The organism is Methanoregula formicica SMSP, from assembly GCF_000327485.1.
Classification (GTDB): Archaea; Halobacteriota; Methanomicrobia; order Methanomicrobiales; family Methanospirillaceae; genus Methanoregula; species Methanoregula formicica.
The window spans coordinates 2,545,736-2,562,900 of the sequence record NC_019943.1 but is presented as its reverse complement, the minus strand read 5'-3'; the positions used below and the strand labels follow the sequence as shown (position 1 = coordinate 2,562,900).

At 56.1% G+C, this 17,165-nt stretch carries 18 protein-coding genes; 1 reads left to right on the top strand and 17 read right to left on the bottom strand.

Annotation, left to right across the window (positions count from 1 at the left end):
- Positions 1–74: 74 nt before the first annotated feature.
- From mtrH to METFOR_RS12735, 10 genes are all read right to left on the bottom strand, one after another.
- A complete protein-coding gene (mtrH, locus tag METFOR_RS12780) occupies positions 75–1,112 on the bottom strand; it encodes a tetrahydromethanopterin S-methyltransferase subunit H (protein WP_015286575.1) in 1,038 nt (345 codons plus the stop codon).
- Positions 1,113–1,129: 17 nt separating this feature from the next.
- A complete protein-coding gene (mtrA, locus tag METFOR_RS12775) occupies positions 1,130–1,867 on the bottom strand; it encodes a tetrahydromethanopterin S-methyltransferase subunit A (RefSeq protein WP_015286574.1) in 738 nt (245 codons plus the stop codon).
- Between the two features lie 5 nt (positions 1,868–1,872).
- On the bottom strand, positions 1,873–2,076 hold the full coding sequence (locus METFOR_RS12770; protein WP_015286573.1) for a tetrahydromethanopterin S-methyltransferase subunit F: 204 nt from the start codon (positions 2,074–2,076) through the stop codon (positions 1,873–1,875).
- Between the two features lie 5 nt (positions 2,077–2,081).
- Positions 2,082–2,804 carry a tetrahydromethanopterin S-methyltransferase subunit A gene (mtrA, locus tag METFOR_RS12765; protein WP_015286572.1) on the bottom strand — a complete coding sequence of 241 codons (723 nt, stop codon included), beginning with the start codon at positions 2,802–2,804 and terminating at the stop codon, positions 2,082–2,084.
- Between the two features lies 1 nt (position 2,805).
- Positions 2,806–3,099 carry a tetrahydromethanopterin S-methyltransferase subunit MtrB gene (gene mtrB / locus METFOR_RS12760; protein ID WP_015286571.1) on the bottom strand — a complete coding sequence of 98 codons (294 nt, stop codon included), beginning with the start codon at positions 3,097–3,099 and terminating at the stop codon, positions 2,806–2,808.
- A gap of 1 nt (position 3,100) precedes the next feature.
- Positions 3,101–3,949: a tetrahydromethanopterin S-methyltransferase subunit MtrC gene (mtrC, locus tag METFOR_RS12755; protein WP_015286570.1), complete on the bottom strand. Its 849-nt coding sequence runs from the start codon at positions 3,947–3,949 to the stop codon at positions 3,101–3,103.
- Positions 3,950–3,959: 10 nt separating this feature from the next.
- Entirely contained in the window at positions 3,960–4,796 is an 837-nt protein-coding gene (mtrD, locus tag METFOR_RS12750) for a tetrahydromethanopterin S-methyltransferase subunit D (protein WP_015286569.1), read from the bottom strand.
- Positions 4,793–5,692: a tetrahydromethanopterin S-methyltransferase subunit E gene (gene mtrE / locus METFOR_RS12745; protein WP_015286568.1), complete on the bottom strand. Its 900-nt coding sequence runs from the start codon at positions 5,690–5,692 to the stop codon at positions 4,793–4,795. The genes mtrD and mtrE overlap by 4 nt, the downstream gene beginning before the upstream one ends.
- A 317-nt stretch (positions 5,693–6,009) precedes the next feature.
- A complete protein-coding gene (locus tag METFOR_RS12740; protein WP_015286567.1) occupies positions 6,010–6,612 on the bottom strand; it encodes a DNA-3-methyladenine glycosylase family protein in 603 nt (200 codons plus the stop codon).
- A 39-nt stretch (positions 6,613–6,651) separates the two neighbouring features.
- Entirely contained in the window at positions 6,652–7,806 is a 1,155-nt protein-coding gene (locus METFOR_RS12735) for a TIGR04083 family peptide-modifying radical SAM enzyme (protein WP_015286566.1), read from the bottom strand.
- A gap of 108 nt (positions 7,807–7,914) precedes the next feature.
- On the opposite strand from METFOR_RS12735, the gene METFOR_RS12730 reads away from it, so the two are divergent.
- Positions 7,915–8,397, top strand: a complete 483-nt coding sequence (locus tag METFOR_RS12730; protein WP_015286565.1) for a DUF2124 domain-containing protein — start codon at positions 7,915–7,917, stop codon at positions 8,395–8,397.
- Between the two features lie 732 nt (positions 8,398–9,129).
- Here the strand turns inward: METFOR_RS12730 and mcrA are convergent.
- From mcrA to METFOR_RS12695, 7 genes are all read right to left on the bottom strand, one after another.
- The gene (gene mcrA / locus METFOR_RS12725; RefSeq protein WP_015286563.1) at positions 9,130–10,818 is read right to left on the bottom strand and encodes a coenzyme-B sulfoethylthiotransferase subunit alpha; all 1,689 of its coding nucleotides are present in this window, start codon (positions 10,816–10,818) and stop codon (positions 9,130–9,132) included.
- A 2-nt stretch (positions 10,819–10,820) separates the two neighbouring features.
- Positions 10,821–11,588 carry a coenzyme-B sulfoethylthiotransferase subunit gamma gene (gene mcrG / locus METFOR_RS12720; RefSeq protein WP_015286562.1) on the bottom strand — a complete coding sequence of 256 codons (768 nt, stop codon included), beginning with the start codon at positions 11,586–11,588 and terminating at the stop codon, positions 10,821–10,823.
- 7 nt (positions 11,589–11,595) lie between these two features.
- Positions 11,596–12,231 (bottom strand): methyl-coenzyme M reductase I operon protein C, encoded by a 636-nt coding sequence (gene mcrC, locus METFOR_RS12715; protein ID WP_015286561.1) that lies wholly within the window; start codon positions 12,229–12,231, stop codon positions 11,596–11,598.
- Between the two features lies 1 nt (position 12,232).
- Positions 12,233–12,703, bottom strand: coding sequence for a methyl-coenzyme M reductase operon protein D (mcrD, locus tag METFOR_RS12710; RefSeq protein ID WP_015286560.1), 471 nt, complete (start codon positions 12,701–12,703; stop codon positions 12,233–12,235).
- A gap of 15 nt (positions 12,704–12,718) precedes the next feature.
- Positions 12,719–14,032 carry a coenzyme-B sulfoethylthiotransferase subunit beta gene (gene mcrB, locus METFOR_RS12705; RefSeq protein ID WP_015286559.1) on the bottom strand — a complete coding sequence of 438 codons (1,314 nt, stop codon included), beginning with the start codon at positions 14,030–14,032 and terminating at the stop codon, positions 12,719–12,721.
- Between the two features lie 471 nt (positions 14,033–14,503).
- Positions 14,504–14,977 carry a hydrogenase iron-sulfur subunit gene (locus METFOR_RS12700; protein WP_015286558.1) on the bottom strand — a complete coding sequence of 158 codons (474 nt, stop codon included), beginning with the start codon at positions 14,975–14,977 and terminating at the stop codon, positions 14,504–14,506.
- Positions 14,978–17,155 (bottom strand): CoB--CoM heterodisulfide reductase iron-sulfur subunit A family protein, encoded by a 2,178-nt coding sequence (locus tag METFOR_RS12695; RefSeq protein WP_015286557.1) that lies wholly within the window; start codon positions 17,153–17,155, stop codon positions 14,978–14,980.
- Positions 17,156–17,165: the final 10 nt, after the last annotated feature.

Here is a 17,165-nt window from a genome sequence, read left to right as displayed (position 1 = left end):
CCCTCACCAATTCGAAGAAATTCTGATGAATTTCTTCTCTTCCTCGAGGTCTGCGACCTCTCGGAGAAAAAAAATTAAATGAGTTTAAAGATTGGGTGGCTTTCTGATTTGCACTCGATCCCGAGCTGGCGGGTTGCCTCAAGGACGGTGATGTCCGTGTAGGCCTGTGCCGTGATCATTGCTTCTACGTTCTCGATGGGTCCGTACATGATGAGGTCTGCACCGAGAGTGGAGGCAATCATGTTGCAGCCGATATCGGGTGCGGACCATGCAGCCTGCTTGATGCCCTCAATACCGCCAAGGTAGTGGTGGGACATCTGCTGGAGCAGGGTATCCTTGCCCTTGTATCCCTCTGCGAGCACGGAAGGTGTCTTTGAGGTTCCCTTCCAGCGCTTGAGCCAGGTCCAGGATACGGTCATGTTGTGGTATGCACCACCGGTCGGGTAACCGTGGATTGCCTTGCAGGCAAGGATCTCACGGTATGCGCCGCCACTTCCAAGGCCGAGCGGGGTTGCTGCAGTGTCAAGAATCGGGCGGGTGATACCGCAGTACTCTGCGATCTCGAGCATACCCTTGGTCTGACCTGCAACACCGCCCTCTACGAGCACCTTCTCTCTTCCTGCGACCGAGGGGTCAGCAGGGTTGAAGGCGAGGACGATTGCTGCGTCGACATCACTGTTCTTGAGTGCCTCGATGCTCTCCGGCAGGATTGAACCGTTGATCGAGTTGTAGATCGCACGCTTTGCGAGACCGACTTCGGTCACGTACTTGCATGCGTGGGCAAGTGCCGTGGGCACGGACGAGTCCATCAGGAACGCGGTCTTGTTGTCGATCGAGTCAAACCAGTTGAAGTAGCTCTCAAATGCCTCTCCATATTCCGCGATGATCTGGATGAAGTGCGGAATACCGGTTGCGTCAGAAAGAACCTGACAGCGGTTCCAGAGTGCTTCTGCCTTTGCCTTGTCGATAGTGCCTTTCTTGTCATCAAGTACGCATTCATGCTTGTTGTAGAAGATTGAGGCACCCAGTACGGTCGGGTACTCGCCGGGCTGTCCACCAATCTTGGTGCCGTTGAAGTCCCAGACACTCTGTTCTTTTTCAAATCTGAACATGTTCTATTACACCTCCATTATACCATTGCCATTAATTTCTGGAACAGGAACAACATCATGATAAATACCATAACGCCTGCCATCAGGCCGTATAGTATACCGATATCCCGTCCGATTTTTCGTCCAACGCGCTGTGCAACTTCCGCATCCACGAACTCGAGTTTCTTCTCGATCTTATCGAGCCTCTTCTCGATCTCGAGGAACTGGGGATTAGCACTTGCGGCGCCTGCTTCCTGCCCACCGGCAGCTTCCTTGACCTCGACGACCATGGGATCGGCGGCGAACGCACCCGGGTCTTTAGCCTTGAGTTCGTTGATCTTTGCCTTGACAGCGCCGACGTCTTCGGTTTCCATGATGTTGACGATCTCAACCTGTTCCTGGAACCGCTTGATGTGGGTGTCGTTGAGGTTCTCGATGAAGGGGATAGCGCCTTCAGCGCCGACGACGCGTCCGTCCTTGACGCCGTTCTTGTGGAGGGCGACGAGGGTCTGTGCGGAGAGGTGACCTTTCACTTCCGTACCGACGAGGAGGGCGAACCTGATGTTGGGGTTGGCGATAACGTTGGCGATGACTTTTTCGAGGCCGAGGTTTTCGGTCTTACAGGACCCGCAGAGTGCCGCTCCGGCATCGCAGATACCCTGTTCATCGAGGTGAGAACCCATGGTGATAACAGCAACGGAGCTGTTAGCGTCGCCTGAGTGGAAGTCACCCTTGATGAGCGGCCAGCCACTTGCTGGTGATTTCTTGTCAGCCATCTTCTTCACCCCATTAATAATACCGGCAGCACGATCAGGATCAGTGCCGTGAGCAGGCCTGCGACAAATCCGACTAAGCCGGATGCAGTGACTGCCGAGTCGATCTTGTTGGTCCTTGCCAGGATCTGCGACTTATAGCGGATGTTCTCCACCATGTTATCGATTGCGACCATCCTGACGGGTCCGGTTGATTTAGCTTCTTCTGCCATCTTGTTCACCCCAGCATAAGGAATCCGACCAGGGCAAACGAGACGATCAGACCGATCATCAAGCCTTCGATCTTACCTGCATAGACCCCGGCGGCAAACTTGTCCCGGTATCCGATATCTGTCACCATCTTCTCGATGACTTTCATGCGGGCCGTGATGAGTGCCATCTCACCGGAGAGCGGGCGGACTTCCCCGCCAGCTTCTTCGGCACCGCCTGCAGCTTCCTTGACCTCGACGACCATAGGATCGGCAGCGAACGCACCCGGGTCTTTAGCCTTGAGTTCGTTAATCTTAGCCTTGACAGCGCCGACGTCTTCGGTTTCCATGATGTTGACGATCTCAACCTGTTCCTGGAACCGCTTGATGTGGGTGTCGTTGAGGTTCTCGATGAAGGGGATAGCGCCTTCAGCGCCGACGACGCGTCCGTCCTTGACGCCGTTCTTGTGGAGGGCGACGAGGGTCTGTGCGGAGAGGTGACCTTTCACTTCCGTACCGACGAGGAGGGCGAACCTGATGTTGGGGTTGGCGATAACGTTGGCGATGACTTTTTCGAGGCCGAGGTTTTCGGTCTTACAGGACCCGCAGAGTGCCGCTCCGGCATCGCAGATACCCTGTTCATCGAGGTGAGAACCCATGGTGATAACAGCAACGGGGCTGTTAGCGTCGCCTGAGTGGAAGTCACCCTTGATGAGCGGCCAGCCACTTGCTGGTGATTTCTTGTCAGCCATGTTAGACCACCTTGATCATCTGGAATGCGATGATTCCGGCAATGAGTAATCCGACTGCAAGACCGTACCAGAACGAAGTGATTGTGCCACCGATTGCAAGGCCGCTCTCCCTGTTCGGGAATGAGGCCAGGAGGTTGCCTTCTCCTGAGAGCATGTTGACGAGATCGTCACTGGTTGCTTCAAGGACTGCGACCTTTTCAATGACCGGTGCGAGTGATTCTCCTGCAGAGGTTACAACACCGATTACGGGGTCGGCTACAAGGCCGAATTCCGGGAGTACAAGTACGTATCCCATGTCAGTGTCCCTCCACTTCAGGAATCGGTTTTGCATCGAGCCATGCTGCTGCATCGCGCTTCGAGAGCACCATGTATTCCTTGTAGGTGTATGCCCAGCCGATAATTGCAATGACGAGCGAGATGATTGCTGATCCCGTGCTGATTAAGGCAAAGGACATGACGGCTGCCACAATCATGGAGAGGAAACCGCACTCTGCAGTGAGCATGAGCATGCGGTCCTGCTGCCAGCCGGGGCCAAGGCACGCGTTGAACGGGTGCTGGATGGCGATTGCACCGAGCAGGAATGCGACTGCGATGAGACATCCTCCGATGAACGACTGCTGGTGTGTCATAAGTGACATACCAAGGACAGTAACATGTCCGGTGGTCAGGGCGTCAAAGGTGAACCTGCCGGTTATCAGTGCTGCAAAGCCCATGAGGGAGAGTGCACCGACAATCGCCATTTCCGTGAGCGACTGGACCATGGCCGGGATCTTCATGTTCAGGATGTTGTTCGAAACATACCCGAGGATGAACCCGATGACTGCTGCAAGGACTGCTGCAACGATCGGCGCCATGATGCCGAACTTGGTTGCAAGCAGCATAGCGATAACACCTGAGCCGAATGCGATCATACCTGCCGAGGGCACACCGGTACCGATACCGTAACTGCACAGTACCTTGATGGTGTGACTCCCCCAGATCAATGCCGCGATCACCGCAAAGCCGCCGAAGAATGAGAACATCTCGGTGGAGGTGAGCACATTGAGGTAGGTCAGGTAGAGACAGACGAGTGTGCTGACAATACCCGCAATCATAATCTTATTGTGCGGGATGCCACCTTCAATTACTTCAACTTTTACTGTCATCTTCAACACCTCAGAGTGCAACGATCAGGATCGCCACAAGGCCGCAGAGTGCTGATGCAACTGCGGATGCAACGACTGACCGGGGCCAGCGCTTGAACTTCGGGTCGTGGGGTCCTTCGATGGTTCCCGTGATGTTGTACGCGGTAAGCACTGCGTTCACGAGGAACATGCCCACGGCGAACATACCTGCTGCGGAAACGGCAATCGGGAGTACCTGTGCTGCGGTGATCTGCATGACACCGGGGAGCGCTGCCTTGTAGACTTCGAGAAGCTCAAGGTAGATGAGCGTACCGCCTGCACCTGCGAAGAGACCCCCGATGACACCGCCGACGAACGAGACGAACGGAAGGCCGTGTCCTTCGGTACCTTGGGACTTGTATTCTGCCTGGCTGTCACCGGTGATCGGGTCATTTGCGACCTTACCGGATGCTGCCGGGATACCCATGCCGAAGACATAGACAAAGTTCACCATCATACAGGTGATGGCCATCATCAGGCCGCCGCCAATACCGCCGGTGATGACGACAACGAGGGCGTCCTGCCCTGCTGCTGCTGCCCATGCACCGCCGAAGAGACCAGCGAGACCGCCACCGGCTGCAAGCATCGCGACACCGGTCGCAATACCGGGAGCCTGTCCCATTGCAGCGGGTGCACCGCCGACAGGAACGAAGTGGACACCGAAACCGATCATGACACCGCCGACAACGATAAGAAGCAGCGGCATGAGGCCGGTCGGGTAGATGTAATAGCAGATCCCCATGAGGATGAGGAACATCACAACGCCGACTGCCATTGCAGTCCCGTTGATTGCGCCGCCCGCTGCGGGCTTTGCTGCAACTGCGCTCATGAGGATGCCTCCTTTGCCTCGGTGTAGGGTCCGTAGGTCTTCCGTGCCCAGACCTCGATGTAGCGGTCTATGACCGTGAAGACGAGGATGATGAGGACACCGACAACGATTGCGCCCCACCCGGCTGCTACCTGCTCAAAGAGAATGGTACGCCAGAGTTCGAGGAAGACAATCAGGCCAAAGCAGATACCGGATGCCGAGCCACCGATCTTTGCGGTAAACCAGCCATTGTCGATTGAGTTTCTTTCGCCGGCTTCTGCATAGCGGACGATGTTACCGGACGCCGAGATCGGGACACCTGCACCGAACTTCTGGTTCTGGTACTGGCGTTCCTTACCGTAGTACGGGTTGCCCGTTGCAGATCCTGCTGCACCGAGTGCGATACCCCAGATGAGACCGAGCAGCGGCAGCGGGAACGGGTGTCCCAGTGCACCGTTGATCAGCTGGCAGATCGCCACGGTTGCGAAGATTGCAATAAAGGCATGTGCCATGGTAACCGTCGTCATGGACTTCAGGATGTCCACGTAGATCGGCTGCCCGAACTTGGACAGGCTCGCGGTCCTGCCAACGTAAGCGGTGGTTGCATAAACGCCCTGTACAAAGACTGCGAGTACAGAACCGAGAACGATAGCAAGAACCGCGTTAAACTGCATGGCCATGAATGCCCATGCGAGTCCGGCGCCAAGACAGCACCAGAGACCGTATGCCGGGGGTTCTCCTGCAACCGCCTTGTTGAAGATGCGGTGCAGGAAACCCATCTGCGGTGCGAGCTGAACCTGTGAGTTCGGGTCACCCTGGGACCCGATGTTGGATTCAGTATCTTCTGCAGCACCGGCTACAGTGGCAAGAGCTCCTGTCAATGCAGTAATTCCAATGCCAAATACAATATGTTCCATTTAGCCTCCTCCCTGCGTGCGAATGCACGAGAGTATTCAAAATGCAATGCCACGCACATCGAGTACATAGTAAATACTCTTTGTGGTCAGTCTAACGTTGGAAGGATCTTAATTAAAAGGTTTCGAATTTATTCCGCCGTAGAAGGATATATTAAGCCCGAATTAAAAATCGGACGGTTTTACGGAATTTTTAATCATAAAAATTTGTGTTAAGGAAAGTCTGCTTGTGTTCAAAGCAAGAGGGTTTGTGTTGACCGGGGAGAATCCGGCGAAGATTACCGATCGGTCAGGAAATGGCTGTCCGCCCCGCCAGGTGATTACCGGTGCGAGATCTCCCACAGGTACAGCGATGCCACGGATCCATAAGGGGAATACCGTTTCCGGTACCGTTCGAATGCTGCACGGTCGATGGTACTCTTTCCGTACAGGTGCATCATCCCCCTGCGTATCGCCAGGTCTCCCCAGCTCAGGACGTCCGGCCGTTCCATGGAGAAGATGAGGAGCATTTCGGCAGTCCAGACCCCTACGCCGTTCAGGGCCGAGAGGCGGGCAATAACATCGTCATCGGAAAGATCACGGAGCCCGGCAAGGTCGAGGCTGCCATTGGTCACGGCATCCCCGATTCCCTTGATGTAACCCGCTTTTCTCATTGACATGCCGCACTGTTGGATCTCCTCAGGAGTGGCACCGGCAATGGACGACGGGGTGATCGTTCCAAGTTTCTCCTCCATCCGGCGCCAGACAGTTTCAGCAGCCTTTGCCGAGATCTGCTGGCTTGCCACGCCTACGACAAGGGCCGTGAACAGGTCGGGTGTCACGTCCCGTTCAATCATCCCGATCTCATCGATGGCGGCTCCCAATTTCTTATCCCGCTTTTTCAGGTGGGCAATCTCGGTCCTGCCATATCGGAAGGTCTTCATGACAGCATCCTCTTCAAAAGAGCTGTGGAGCCGTGGCGGTTACTTCTCCACAATCGACCGCATCAGCGCCATCACGCCGGGTCGTTTTTTGTAAGCTGCCGGCATCCCAAAATTCATTCCCACAGGGGGTTCCGCATACATCTCCTCGTTCAGCCGGTCATTGAGCTCGTCGAAGATTCGCTTGTAGGCTGCGCAGTGCGGATCCACGCCCTCAAGCGATCCTCCCGATGGGGCGATGGCATTGTACGGGCACCCTCCCCGGCAGTACCGGATATGCGAACAGTCTTTGCAGGCGGAGTTCACATAGGCCGAAAACGCCGTCATTCGCTTCCCCGGTTCGGACTGCATCAGCTGCTCCATTGTCGGCCTGTCCCGGACATTGGCCATCACCCACTCCGACATGCCCACGAAGCGGTAGCAGGGGTAGATGCTCCCGTCCGGGCCAATGGCAAAAGTGCTGCCCATGCAGTCCACGTAGGTACAGACTGACCCCCGTCGGGTGAAGACGCAGCGGCAGAGGTCGTTGATATTCATCACCTCGACCTTCCCGAGGTTGTCGAGCGCCTTGTCGAGGAGGAAGACCAGCAGTTCGCCATACTCCTCCGGTTCCAGCGCCCATTCCTTCGGGTTCTCGGACCGGAGCGACGGCAGTGCCGGGTGGAGTTTTAAGACAAAGCCCCTCTCCTTGAAGAAAGTGAAGATCGCTTCTTTGTGCTTCACCGATTTGTTGGTGAACGTGCAGATGAACCGCACCTGGAGGCCGGCAGTCTTTGCGATCTCGTACCCCTTCATGCACTTCTGGTAATAGCCCTCGCCCCTCTGGGAATCCGTGATCTCCTCCGGGCCGTCGATGCTTGAGCCAAGAGGGACGTGGTATTCCGCGAGGACAGAGGCAATCTCCGGTGTCATCCGCCAGAGGTTGGTCTGCATGGCAAAATCGGGGGTAAGTTCGCTGAGTTCGCCGGCCAGCATCGGCAGCGCCTTGCGGTAAAACTCTGCCCCGGCAAGGAGCGGCTCCCCCCCGTGGAAGGTGAAGGTCACCCGGTCCTTCCGGAATCCCTTAAGCCATTCCACGATATCCCGGACCGTGTCAATGGTCATGACCGGTGATCCCTCCTCCGAGCTCCAGCAGTATTTGCACTTACCCGGGCAACCCAGCGTCGGGATGATCATGATGTGGAATGGATTCTTCATTATCCCAAACGTTCCCTCCGGCAGGGTAAAAGAGTTATTATCCCGTCTTACGCTTTTTTTTGAGGAATTAAAAAAATCCTTATCTTCTTACGGCATGATTGTTGATCTATGGCGACAAAAGAAGTGTTCCACGGCGTCCCGGGCATCCTGCGCCCGTTCAAGGAGTTTATTGAGTCAAAGGGCCTGAAAAAGGGCGACCAGATTGTCTACTATGGCGTTCCGGGCACCTGTACGCCCTTTATTGAGCTGCTCGGGTTTGCCCTCCGCTCGCTCGAACTGGAGCAGGTCTTTGTCCCGTATGTGGACGAGACGAAGGCGAAAAAGCTTGTCCATGTCGATAATGTCGGGATGCAGGCAAATGCAACGGCACCGGCCCTGAAGCCAAAAGCGCTTGTCATCATGGGCGGGCTTTCGATGCCCAATGTTCCGGTCAAGGCTGAGCAGGTGAAGGCTGTGATCGGGAAGCATGCCGGATCAGCGGTGATTGGTGTCTGTTTCATGCACATGTTTGAGAAAGCCGGCTGGCTCAATACCGTCTCGTTCGACTGTTTGATCGATGCGAATATCGACCCGGTTGAAGTGACAAAATAAGGTTCTTCCCCTCCTTTTTTCTCTCCACCATTGTACCTGCCGGCAGGGCCGTGAGGGGGGTCGGGCTGGGGTAATTCATCCTTTTTGTGATCGCGATTGTAAAAAAAATCCCGGTCGGTTCACTTTTTTTTCAGCTTATTGTATCGTTTACGTTCCCGGGAGAATCTCTTCAATCCTTCTGAAATTTTGTAAAAAGAGTTATTATTGACCCCTGACTGATGATCAGACCAGCCTGCCCGAGCCGGTGTTTCCCCAGGAATTTACTGCAAAAAAGATCGCCCCTGTTCCGCGAACGAAAATCCTGCCTCTGCCCAACCCCCCTTTTGCTAGTGGTAAAAAAGACCTTAATTTCCAGTGGAAATCTCTTCGGAAAACGCGGGGATTTTTGTCCATGGGAAGCCAAGGGGGGTCGGGCAGGGGATGAGTGTTTTTTGAAACCGGCCGGGAATTTTTTTTAGCGATCGGAATCGTGATCCAAAAAAAGCATGGGGGTTTCTTCTCATGCTTCTGGTCAAGGACCTGTTGATTGTGAAAATGAAATCAGGATATGGGGTTACGTTTGTAATCGCACCCGCAATCACGATATTAATTCGAAGAAACCTGCGGTTTCTTCTCGTCCTCCAGGTCTGATGAATCCGAAACCTTCCTTGGAAGGTTGAGGAAGAGAAGAGCCGCAGGCTCTTCGAACCTGTCGGAAAAAAAAGAAAAAATTGGGTAGGTGGGGATTCGTGCTTACTTCGCGGGGATGATGAGCGAGCGCTCGCCGGCAGGCATGAACTCGCGGATTGCACCCTTTGCGAACTCGCGGCGTACCTCGGAGAAGTCGAACTTGAGCGAGGGGTCGGAGAAGGTGATCTTCATCAGCGGGGACAGTGCCCAGGCATCGCCGCGGGCAATGTGTGCTGCACCGGCGATACCGGCGTATCCACCCTGGTGTCCGACGTTCATTGCGTAGTTCGGGTAGTTCGGTCCACGGAGCTCGCCGAGCAGACCCTCGTCGGGCCGGACGGACATTGAGTTTGCGGAACCGCACTGGTCCTGCAGGTCGTAGCCGAAGAAGCCGAGACGTGACCATGCTTCCTTGTGCATGAGCATGGACATGTACCAGCCGTTCAGACCAGCGTTGGAGTTTGCCGTGGCGAGTGCCGTTGAGACACCAGATGCTGCGGCGAGGACGGTTGCACGCTGGGAGCCGCCGAAGTGGGACTCGAGCGTGGTCGGGAACTCCTCGTACTGCTCCATACCGTAGAGGGTGACCTCGGAAGCGATGTCGTTGACAACGTCCTGGGTTGCCTTGACCTTGCCGAGAGCGCCGTGCTTCTTCTTGACGTAGTCGACACCGTAGCTGGTGAAGTCGTCAAGGATGTTGTCGGTGTATGCAGCGGTTGCATACTGAGTGAACCCGACACCGCCGGACATGTAGCTGCCGAGCCAGATCTGGTCGAAGAGCATGCAGCCACCAGCGACTACTTCGAGGGATGCCCTGACGGGGTCGTTGGGGTACTTGCGGTCGGACTGGATCATGTCGGCGAAGTGGCCGAACTTGATGCCACCGGGCTCGTTCGGGCCACGTGCACGGCGTGCGGGCAGGATGTCTGCCATCTGGATGACACCGGCGTGCTTTGCGGCGAATGCGAGATCAGCGACTGCTGCCTCACCAGCGCACATCTTATATGCGCCGATGAAGGACATACCGATCTGCATTGCAGACCACCGGGAGGTGGTTCCGCCGTCGCAGGTCCTGGAGACAATGGTCGGGATGTGGACAGCCTGCCACATGGACTTGCCGACAGCTGCCTTGAGCTGGGCTGCCTGCTTTGCCGGGAAGAGCTTGTCGACGTTTAAGACGAACTGGGGCTCGAGGTCATCTGCCATCTCGTCGTCACCGGTGAAGACCTTGACGTAACAGTCGTCCACGAGGGACGGGTGGGTCTCGACCATGTGTTCCTGGACAACGGCTGCACCGGGCATTGCGTGGTTCAGCACATGGAGGTACTCGTTGATTGTCTCAGGGGTGACTTCCTTGCCGAGACGCTTCTGTAAGGTGCCGTGGGCAAGGTCGAGGCCGACGATGATGGTCCTGCGGATGTCGTCCCACATCTGCTGCATGGCGGCGTTGTTGACGAAGTGGCAGTCATCACCCTCGACGAAGACGCCGGTGGAGCTGATCTCGTAGGTCATCAGCTGGCGCTGGCCGAGCGGGATACCTCCGCAGTGGCAGCGGGCCGGGTCGTACATGGAGATACCGCGGTCCATCTCGGCTGCCTTGCCGGCCTTGACGAACTCCATCTTGCGCGGGGACTGGGAAAGGCCTTCGCGCTTGAAGACGGTTGCCTGCGCCTGGGGGTCCTCTGCGAACTTCTCCTTCATTGCCTTCAGGAAGAGCTTCTGGGTCCTCTCGATCTTTGCTGCTTTTGCCATAATTATGCCTCCTTGGGCATGAAGCCGTACTTGACACGGAGCGTGTGGATACGCTGGATGTATTCAACATACTCGGGGTCGTCCCGGAAGCCAACGCCGGATACGGAGTGGAACATGGTGGTGTTTGCCTTGAGCCACTTGTTGTCCATTGCCTTGCCGATCTTGACTTCTGCGTCGAGCGGGACACCGACCTGGTCCTTGACATACTTGACAACACCGGACTTCTTGTCGATGACACAGCGCTGGAGCATGTCGAACATCATGCCGTTCTCGTCGAGACGGAGGGAGTGTCCGTGGACAGTGCAGCCACGGATGCCGGTGAGGTTTGCATCGAAGAGCTCAGTTCCGACGAGTTCCTTGGCGTACTTCTCAAGGTCTCTCTCACGGCACTCGACGATCTGACGGCCGGACAGGGTACCCGGGTCAATGCCGCGGAAGCGGTATGCCTCGAGGTAGCTCCTCTGGTAGGGCTGGCAGGGTGCGTTGTACATCGAGTCAGCGAACTGGATGTAGCGGACGCGGTCGCCGGCCTTTGCACCATCGGTGGGGGTCACGATCTTGCGGATCGGGCATGCGGGCTCCTGCTGCTCGGAGAGCGGCGGGTGGCAGCTCGGGTATGCAGAGCCGGGTGCACGGTGTCCCATGACGAGGACGAGGTCCTTGTCGGAGACATCACGAAGCTTAGCGAGCTTACGGCTGGGGTCCATCTGCTTGCGCCTGTTAGCGGCGGGTACAGACTGGCCGGGACCATACTGGGGTTTGTATGCCATTATTTTATCACTCCAATGGATCTTTCTTTTTCACGATTCTCATTACGGATGAAATGACTTCTGCCATCTTCTCGCGTGAGGGGGTCTGGCCGCGGGTCACGCCGCTCACGATAGACATCACCGTACCTTTCGTACGGATTTTGTCTTCGGGAGGCATCACGACCGTTGTCTTCACACCCACCTTTGCGAAATCCTCAAAATCAACAGGGCACTGGGAAACGACAATTGCCTTCACATCACAGGCCTGAAGAATATACCTGACCTTCTCGACGACATGGGAACGTACGTTCCCGTGGTGAAGGATGGCGACTTTGTGTTTCTCAATCTGTGCAATCTCTTTTTCGGTAACTCCCATCGCGGCACCAAGGACGCCACCTGCTAGTTTCGGTGCGTCCGCAGGTACGCCGCTTCCGGCGTTCAGCACCAGCGTACTGATGCTGTATTCAACGCCCTGCTGCCGAAGGCCCGAGGTGATATCGCAGACCGGCTTGGTCACGTGGCGGCGTCCGGGGGACATCCCGACCACGATGACGTCCGGGTACCGGCATTCGGAGATGGTGCCCCGCTGGGCAAGCCCTCCTCCTTTACCCATGCCCATCGCCTCGCGGCAGTCAACAACCTGGGTTACTCGTCCGATTGGCATCTTATTTGGTTCCCTGAATGATTACGGGTCTGGACTTGCTGTTTGGATCAGCAAGGCCGAGAATTTCCTTGTCCGCATCCGGACCGTACTTGCAATAATCCACAAGCGACGGCTCGGTCTTCATGAACCTGCCCTCCTTCATATGGAAGGAAAAATCCTTGAAAACCGGTTCGATTGCGGCCTTCAGCGCAGGGATGATATCCCGGTTCTCGAGCTCGAGCAGGACCGTGCCTACATGAACCTGCAGTTCCATCTCCTGGTCGCCGACACGGATGGTCTTCCGCATGGGATGGGGATTTGCGATGCCCTTTGAAGGCCCGTAGGGAACTGTTGCCGGAAGGCGGGGTCCGTTCAGGACCATACGCCGCACTCCGGGAACTGAAATGATCTGGTTCAGCAGGCGTTCGGTGGTCTCGGGGTTCATGAACCGCTCGGAGTCAATCCTGCACTGGGGGAACGTGGCTTCCGTCATTTGTATCGAATGGGGTTATACACCCTTTGCAACTGCCTGCATCGGCTTCTTGAACGCGTCAATCTGGCCGAAGGTGTCTTGGTAGACCTTGGATGTGGCCTCTGGGCCGAACATCTGGGTGCCTGCATCCAGTGCGCATGCGGCTGCAATACAGGGCATACCGACACCGGCTGCGTGGCGGGTCACGACGTGGTTACCGTTGAAGGTACCGGGGCCGCCGCCACCGTAGATCGAGTGGCTGAAGAACGAGAATCCGACTGCGACACCCATGGTGCGGCCGAAGTCAGCGCCGGGGAGGCCGGTCTCGTGCTCGAGCAGGTCGTTGAAGTAGAGCAGGGTTGCGGAAACTGCCTGGGCGAACCGTCCGGCACCGCAGTTGACCATGGTTGCTGCAAGGGTGCCTGCGGATGCGTAGGCGTTCCAGAGCATGGGGTCCTTGGTCTCGTAGAAGATGTAGCCGCTCTTGCCCTTCTTGCCTGCCTTGATGACTTTGTCCTCAATGGCACGCTCGACAAGGCTCTGGACGACAGTACCGATGGTACCGGTCTTGCCGTTCTTCTTGACGAGGTCGTAGACGATGTTGTTTGCGTTCAGTCCCTGGTATCCGTAGAGCAGGAGCTGGGCACGCTCGAACGGGCCGATTGCGGCGCCCATCTCGAATTCGCCGGCGTGTTCAAAGGTTGACATGAGGGCTGCTGCCTGCATCGCGTTCCGGTGGGTCATCATGACCGCGTGGTTTGCAGGGATGTTGCGCAGTGCATAGCCGAGGCCTTCGTTGTTCTGCGGGATGGACATGATGGTGACGACATTGCCGCCGTCCATGCTCATGGTCTGCGGGTAGGTTCCCCAGACTGCACCCTTGACGTACGCGCCGTCGAACATGCCTACCTTGTACTGCTCGATCAGTGCATAGGTGGTGGCTGCTGCAACGGCAGTTGATGCACAGTCATAGGTTGCTGCTGCCCTGATACGGGCAGTCGGGATCTCGACAAGGATCATCTTGCCGCCGCCAACCTTGGTGATCTTGGTGTCGTCACCGGCTTCGACCTGGACATACTCCTTGATCTTGGCTGCGAGTGCATCGCAGTCCTTGACACAGCTGCAGCTCATGCTGCGGCCGAGGATCTGGTTGGACTTGCCGCCAAACTTACCGGTCTTGAGTGCTTCCTCGATACCGGCGAAGTTGACTGCAACAGTCCTCTTCGTAAGGTCGATGATGCCAGCCGTGCCCTTGTTGACCAGCGGGCTGATCTTGTCGATAGTGACGTTGCTCTTTAAGAGTTTACCCTCATCGTCGTAGAGGTCGATTGTGTCTTTGTATTTTGCCATTTGAATTCCTCCAAATTTCATTTAACCGCGATACAATACTGTCGCTGAACGAGAGCGTGTCCTCTGCAGGAACACGAGTCATGAATGAAAGTCGCTATTGCACGTCCCCTTAAGATGGGACAACCAATAATTCCCAACTTCGCCATATAAGTATTCCTATTTTATCCCGGAAAATAATTTTATATCATTGGGCGAATGAAAATAAAAACATGAGCAATGTTCAAATACTACATATTTAAGTGGTTTCATTTTTTTACACAGTATTAACAAAATCAGAATTGGTACAACTGATTGTTATGATATATATAAGAATTTCCGATTATGGTATGCGCTCTGTATAAAAAATGTGCTTTTGGGGCAGTCATCATCCTTCATGGCTCTCACCCCGAAAGCTGGATTTGCAGTGCTTTCTTGTGCGATTTTGAGCTGGAATGCGGAAAAAAGGGAGATTCCGTCGTCCCGGTTTTACCGTTACTTGATCTCCATCTCTTTCCGGATCTCGGTGATGGGGCTGGGACCAAGCTCGTTGATGGTCTTGACCACATCAGTGATCACAGCGCCCCACTTCGCGCCTTCGGATGCCGAGACAAAGGTCATGCGGAAGCGGCGGTCGTCAAGGCCGATGCTCTTCATCAGGCGCTTGACCATGAACATCCTCTTGGCTGCCTTGTAGTTGCCTTCAAGGTAGTGGCAGTCACCGAAGTGGCATCCCGATACAAGGACACCATCAGCGCCGTCAGCGAAGGCCTTCAGCACGAAGAGTGCATCGATACGGCCTGTGCACATAACACGGACGATCCGGACGTCGGGCGGGTATTGGATACGGCCACCGCCGGCAAGGTCGGCACCGGCATAGGAACACCAGTTGCAGACGATACCCTGGATCTTAGGCTGCCAGATGCCGGGGCCACGCTTGGGGATGGGGAAGTTTCCGGGTGCAGACATTTACTGCTCACCTCCGAGCAGGAAGGCATCGATCTGTGCCACGATCTGGGGTGTCGCGAAGTGGTTCATCCAGATTGCACCACCGGGGCAGAAGCCACCGCAGGTACCGCAACCCTTGCACTTGGCCTCGGTGACCTGCATGACGGTCCGGCCGTTCTTCTCAACAAGCGAGAGCGCGGAGTACGGGCAGAGGTTGACACACATGCCGCAGCCTGCGCACTTGTCTTCAATGCACATGGCGAAGTACGGTTCGAGTTCGACCGCTCCCATGTGGATCGGGATGGATGCAGCGGATGCCGCACCTTCTGCGGATGCTACCGTGTCCGGAATATCCTTCGGGCCCTGGCAGACACCGGCAAGGAAGACACCGGCTGTTGTGGTACCGCACGGGTTCAGCTTCGGGTGGGCTTCGAGGAGCCAGCCGTCCATGGAGCAGGAGACACCGAAGAGCTTCCGGGTCCGGTTGGTATCTTCCTTAGGCTGGATTGCTGCTGCGAGCACGACCATATCGACTTCCATGTCAATCGGGCGGTCGAGGAGCGTGTCGTCAGTCATGACATGGAGGTTCTTGGTCTTGGGGTCCTCGATGATGTTTGCCACACGGCCGCGGATGAACTTGGCACCCTCGTCCTGGATACGGTAGTAGAACTCCTCGTACATCTTGCCGAAGGAACGGATATCCATGTAGAAGAGGTACGGGATGCACCCAGGGATCTTCTCGATGATCTGGTGGGCATGTTTCAGCGAATACATGCAGCAGAACCGGCTGCAGTAGGGCTTGCCGGTACCGGTGTTGTCACGTGACCCTGCACAAAGCACAAAGGCGACCCGCTTCGGGGTCTCGCCATCGCTTGGGCGGACCAGGTGGCCACCGGTCGGACCGGATGCACAGATAAGACGCTCGAATTCGAGGCTCGTGATGACGTTCTCGTACCGCTTGTATCCCCACTCCTCTTTCCTCTCGATGGGGAAGATATCGTAACCGGTAGCGAGAATGACCGTACCGACCTTGACCTTGATGAACTCGTCTTTCATCTCGAGGTCGATTGCACGCTTCTCGGGACCGCAGGCGGTCACACAGAGCCCGCACTTGACACAGGAGTTGAAGTCGATGGTGTAGATGAGGGGAACGACCTGCGGGTGGTTGATGTAGATCGCCTTTCTCGGCTTCATCCCGACTTCGAAGTCGTTCGGCTTGACGACCGGGCAGACGTTCTCACAGTCACCGCAGCCATTGCAGCCTCCACCGGAAATACCCTTGGCTTCGGCTTCCTTGGGGGTCATGACACCGCGGGCCTTCTTCCGGATGGTGACATCGAAGTTACCGATGTACCCTTCGACTTCGTGGACCTCGGACCAGGTCATGAGATCGATGTTCTCGGCCCTGCCGACATCCACCATCTTCGGTGTAAGGATACACTGCGAACAGTCGAGGGTCGGGAAGGTCTTGTCGAGCTGGGACATGCGTCCGCCGATGCTCATGTCGGATTCAATAAGGTAGGTCTTGATGCCTGCTGCATTGAGATCAAGGGCTGCCTGCATACCGGCAACACCGGCGCCGACGACCATGGCGGCCTTCTCAACGGGCACGGACTTCGGGTGAAGGTCCTGGAGGAGTGCGGCCTTTGCCACGGCGATCTTGATGGCATCGATTGCCTTGTCCGTGGAGCCCTCGCGGTCGTGCATGTGCACCCACGAGTTCTGGTCGCGGATGTTTGCCATCTCGAACCGGAAGGGATTTAATCCTGCGTCCTTGGTTGCTGTACGGAAGGTCGGCTCGTGGAGACGCGGTGTGCATGCTGCAACAACAACAGCGGTCAGCTTGTGTTCCTTGACAGCCTTGTTGATAACGGTCTGCCCGGGCATCGAGCACATGTACTTGTAGTTGTCTACATAGGCCACGTGGGGGATCTTCTTTGAGGCTTCCTCAACGGCGGGGATATCCATCGAACCGGCGATGTTGGTACCGCAGTGACAGATGAACACACCGACGCGTGCATCCCCCGGGTTCATCGTGGGCATGACTGTTGCGGCCTGTGTCGGGGCATCTGCCGGAGCTGCCTTGGGCTTTGCGGCGGGTGTTGCCGCCTTCTTGACTTCCTGTTTCACGGGAGCTACCTTCTTTGAGTCCTCTTTCTTGGACGGGGCTTTCTTGGTGGTTGCTTTCTTTTCTGCCATTGTTACCACC

What these genes read in the sequence shown, in the direction of transcription:
- mtrH (WP_015286575.1), bottom strand. Translation starts at nt 1,112, where the DNA reads ATGTTCAGATTTGAAAAAGAACAGAGTGTCTGGGACTTCAACGGCACC.
- mtrA (WP_015286574.1), bottom strand. Translation starts at nt 1,867, where the DNA reads ATGGCTGACAAGAAATCACCAGCAAGTGGCTGGCCGCTCATCAAGGGT.
- METFOR_RS12770 (WP_015286573.1), bottom strand. Translation starts at nt 2,076, where the DNA reads ATGGCAGAAGAAGCTAAATCAACCGGACCCGTCAGGATGGTCGCAATC.
- mtrA (WP_015286572.1), bottom strand. Translation starts at nt 2,804, where the DNA reads ATGGCTGACAAGAAATCACCAGCAAGTGGCTGGCCGCTCATCAAGGGT.
- mtrB (WP_015286571.1), bottom strand. Translation starts at nt 3,099, where the DNA reads ATGGGATACGTACTTGTACTCCCGGAATTCGGCCTTGTAGCCGACCCC.
- mtrC (WP_015286570.1), bottom strand. Translation starts at nt 3,949, where the DNA reads ATGACAGTAAAAGTTGAAGTAATTGAAGGTGGCATCCCGCACAATAAG.
- mtrD (WP_015286569.1), bottom strand. Translation starts at nt 4,796, where the DNA reads ATGAGCGCAGTTGCAGCAAAGCCCGCAGCGGGCGGCGCAATCAACGGG.
- mtrE (WP_015286568.1), bottom strand. Translation starts at nt 5,692, where the DNA reads ATGGAACATATTGTATTTGGCATTGGAATTACTGCATTGACAGGAGCT.
- METFOR_RS12740 (WP_015286567.1), bottom strand. Translation starts at nt 6,612, where the DNA reads ATGAAGACCTTCCGATATGGCAGGACCGAGATTGCCCACCTGAAAAAG.
- METFOR_RS12735 (WP_015286566.1), bottom strand. Translation starts at nt 7,806, where the DNA reads ATGAAGAATCCATTCCACATCATGATCATCCCGACGCTGGGTTGCCCG.
- METFOR_RS12730 (WP_015286565.1), top strand. Translation starts at nt 7,915, where the DNA reads ATGGCGACAAAAGAAGTGTTCCACGGCGTCCCGGGCATCCTGCGCCCG.
- mcrA (WP_015286563.1), bottom strand. Translation starts at nt 10,818, where the DNA reads ATGGCAAAAGCAGCAAAGATCGAGAGGACCCAGAAGCTCTTCCTGAAG.
- mcrG (WP_015286562.1), bottom strand. Translation starts at nt 11,588, where the DNA reads ATGGCATACAAACCCCAGTATGGTCCCGGCCAGTCTGTACCCGCCGCT.
- mcrC (WP_015286561.1), bottom strand. Translation starts at nt 12,231, where the DNA reads ATGCCAATCGGACGAGTAACCCAGGTTGTTGACTGCCGCGAGGCGATG.
- mcrD (WP_015286560.1), bottom strand. Translation starts at nt 12,703, where the DNA reads ATGACGGAAGCCACGTTCCCCCAGTGCAGGATTGACTCCGAGCGGTTC.
- mcrB (WP_015286559.1), bottom strand. Translation starts at nt 14,032, where the DNA reads ATGGCAAAATACAAAGACACAATCGACCTCTACGACGATGAGGGTAAA.
- METFOR_RS12700 (WP_015286558.1), bottom strand. Translation starts at nt 14,977, where the DNA reads ATGTCTGCACCCGGAAACTTCCCCATCCCCAAGCGTGGCCCCGGCATC.
- METFOR_RS12695 (WP_015286557.1), bottom strand. Translation starts at nt 17,155, where the DNA reads ATGGCAGAAAAGAAAGCAACCACCAAGAAAGCCCCGTCCAAGAAAGAG.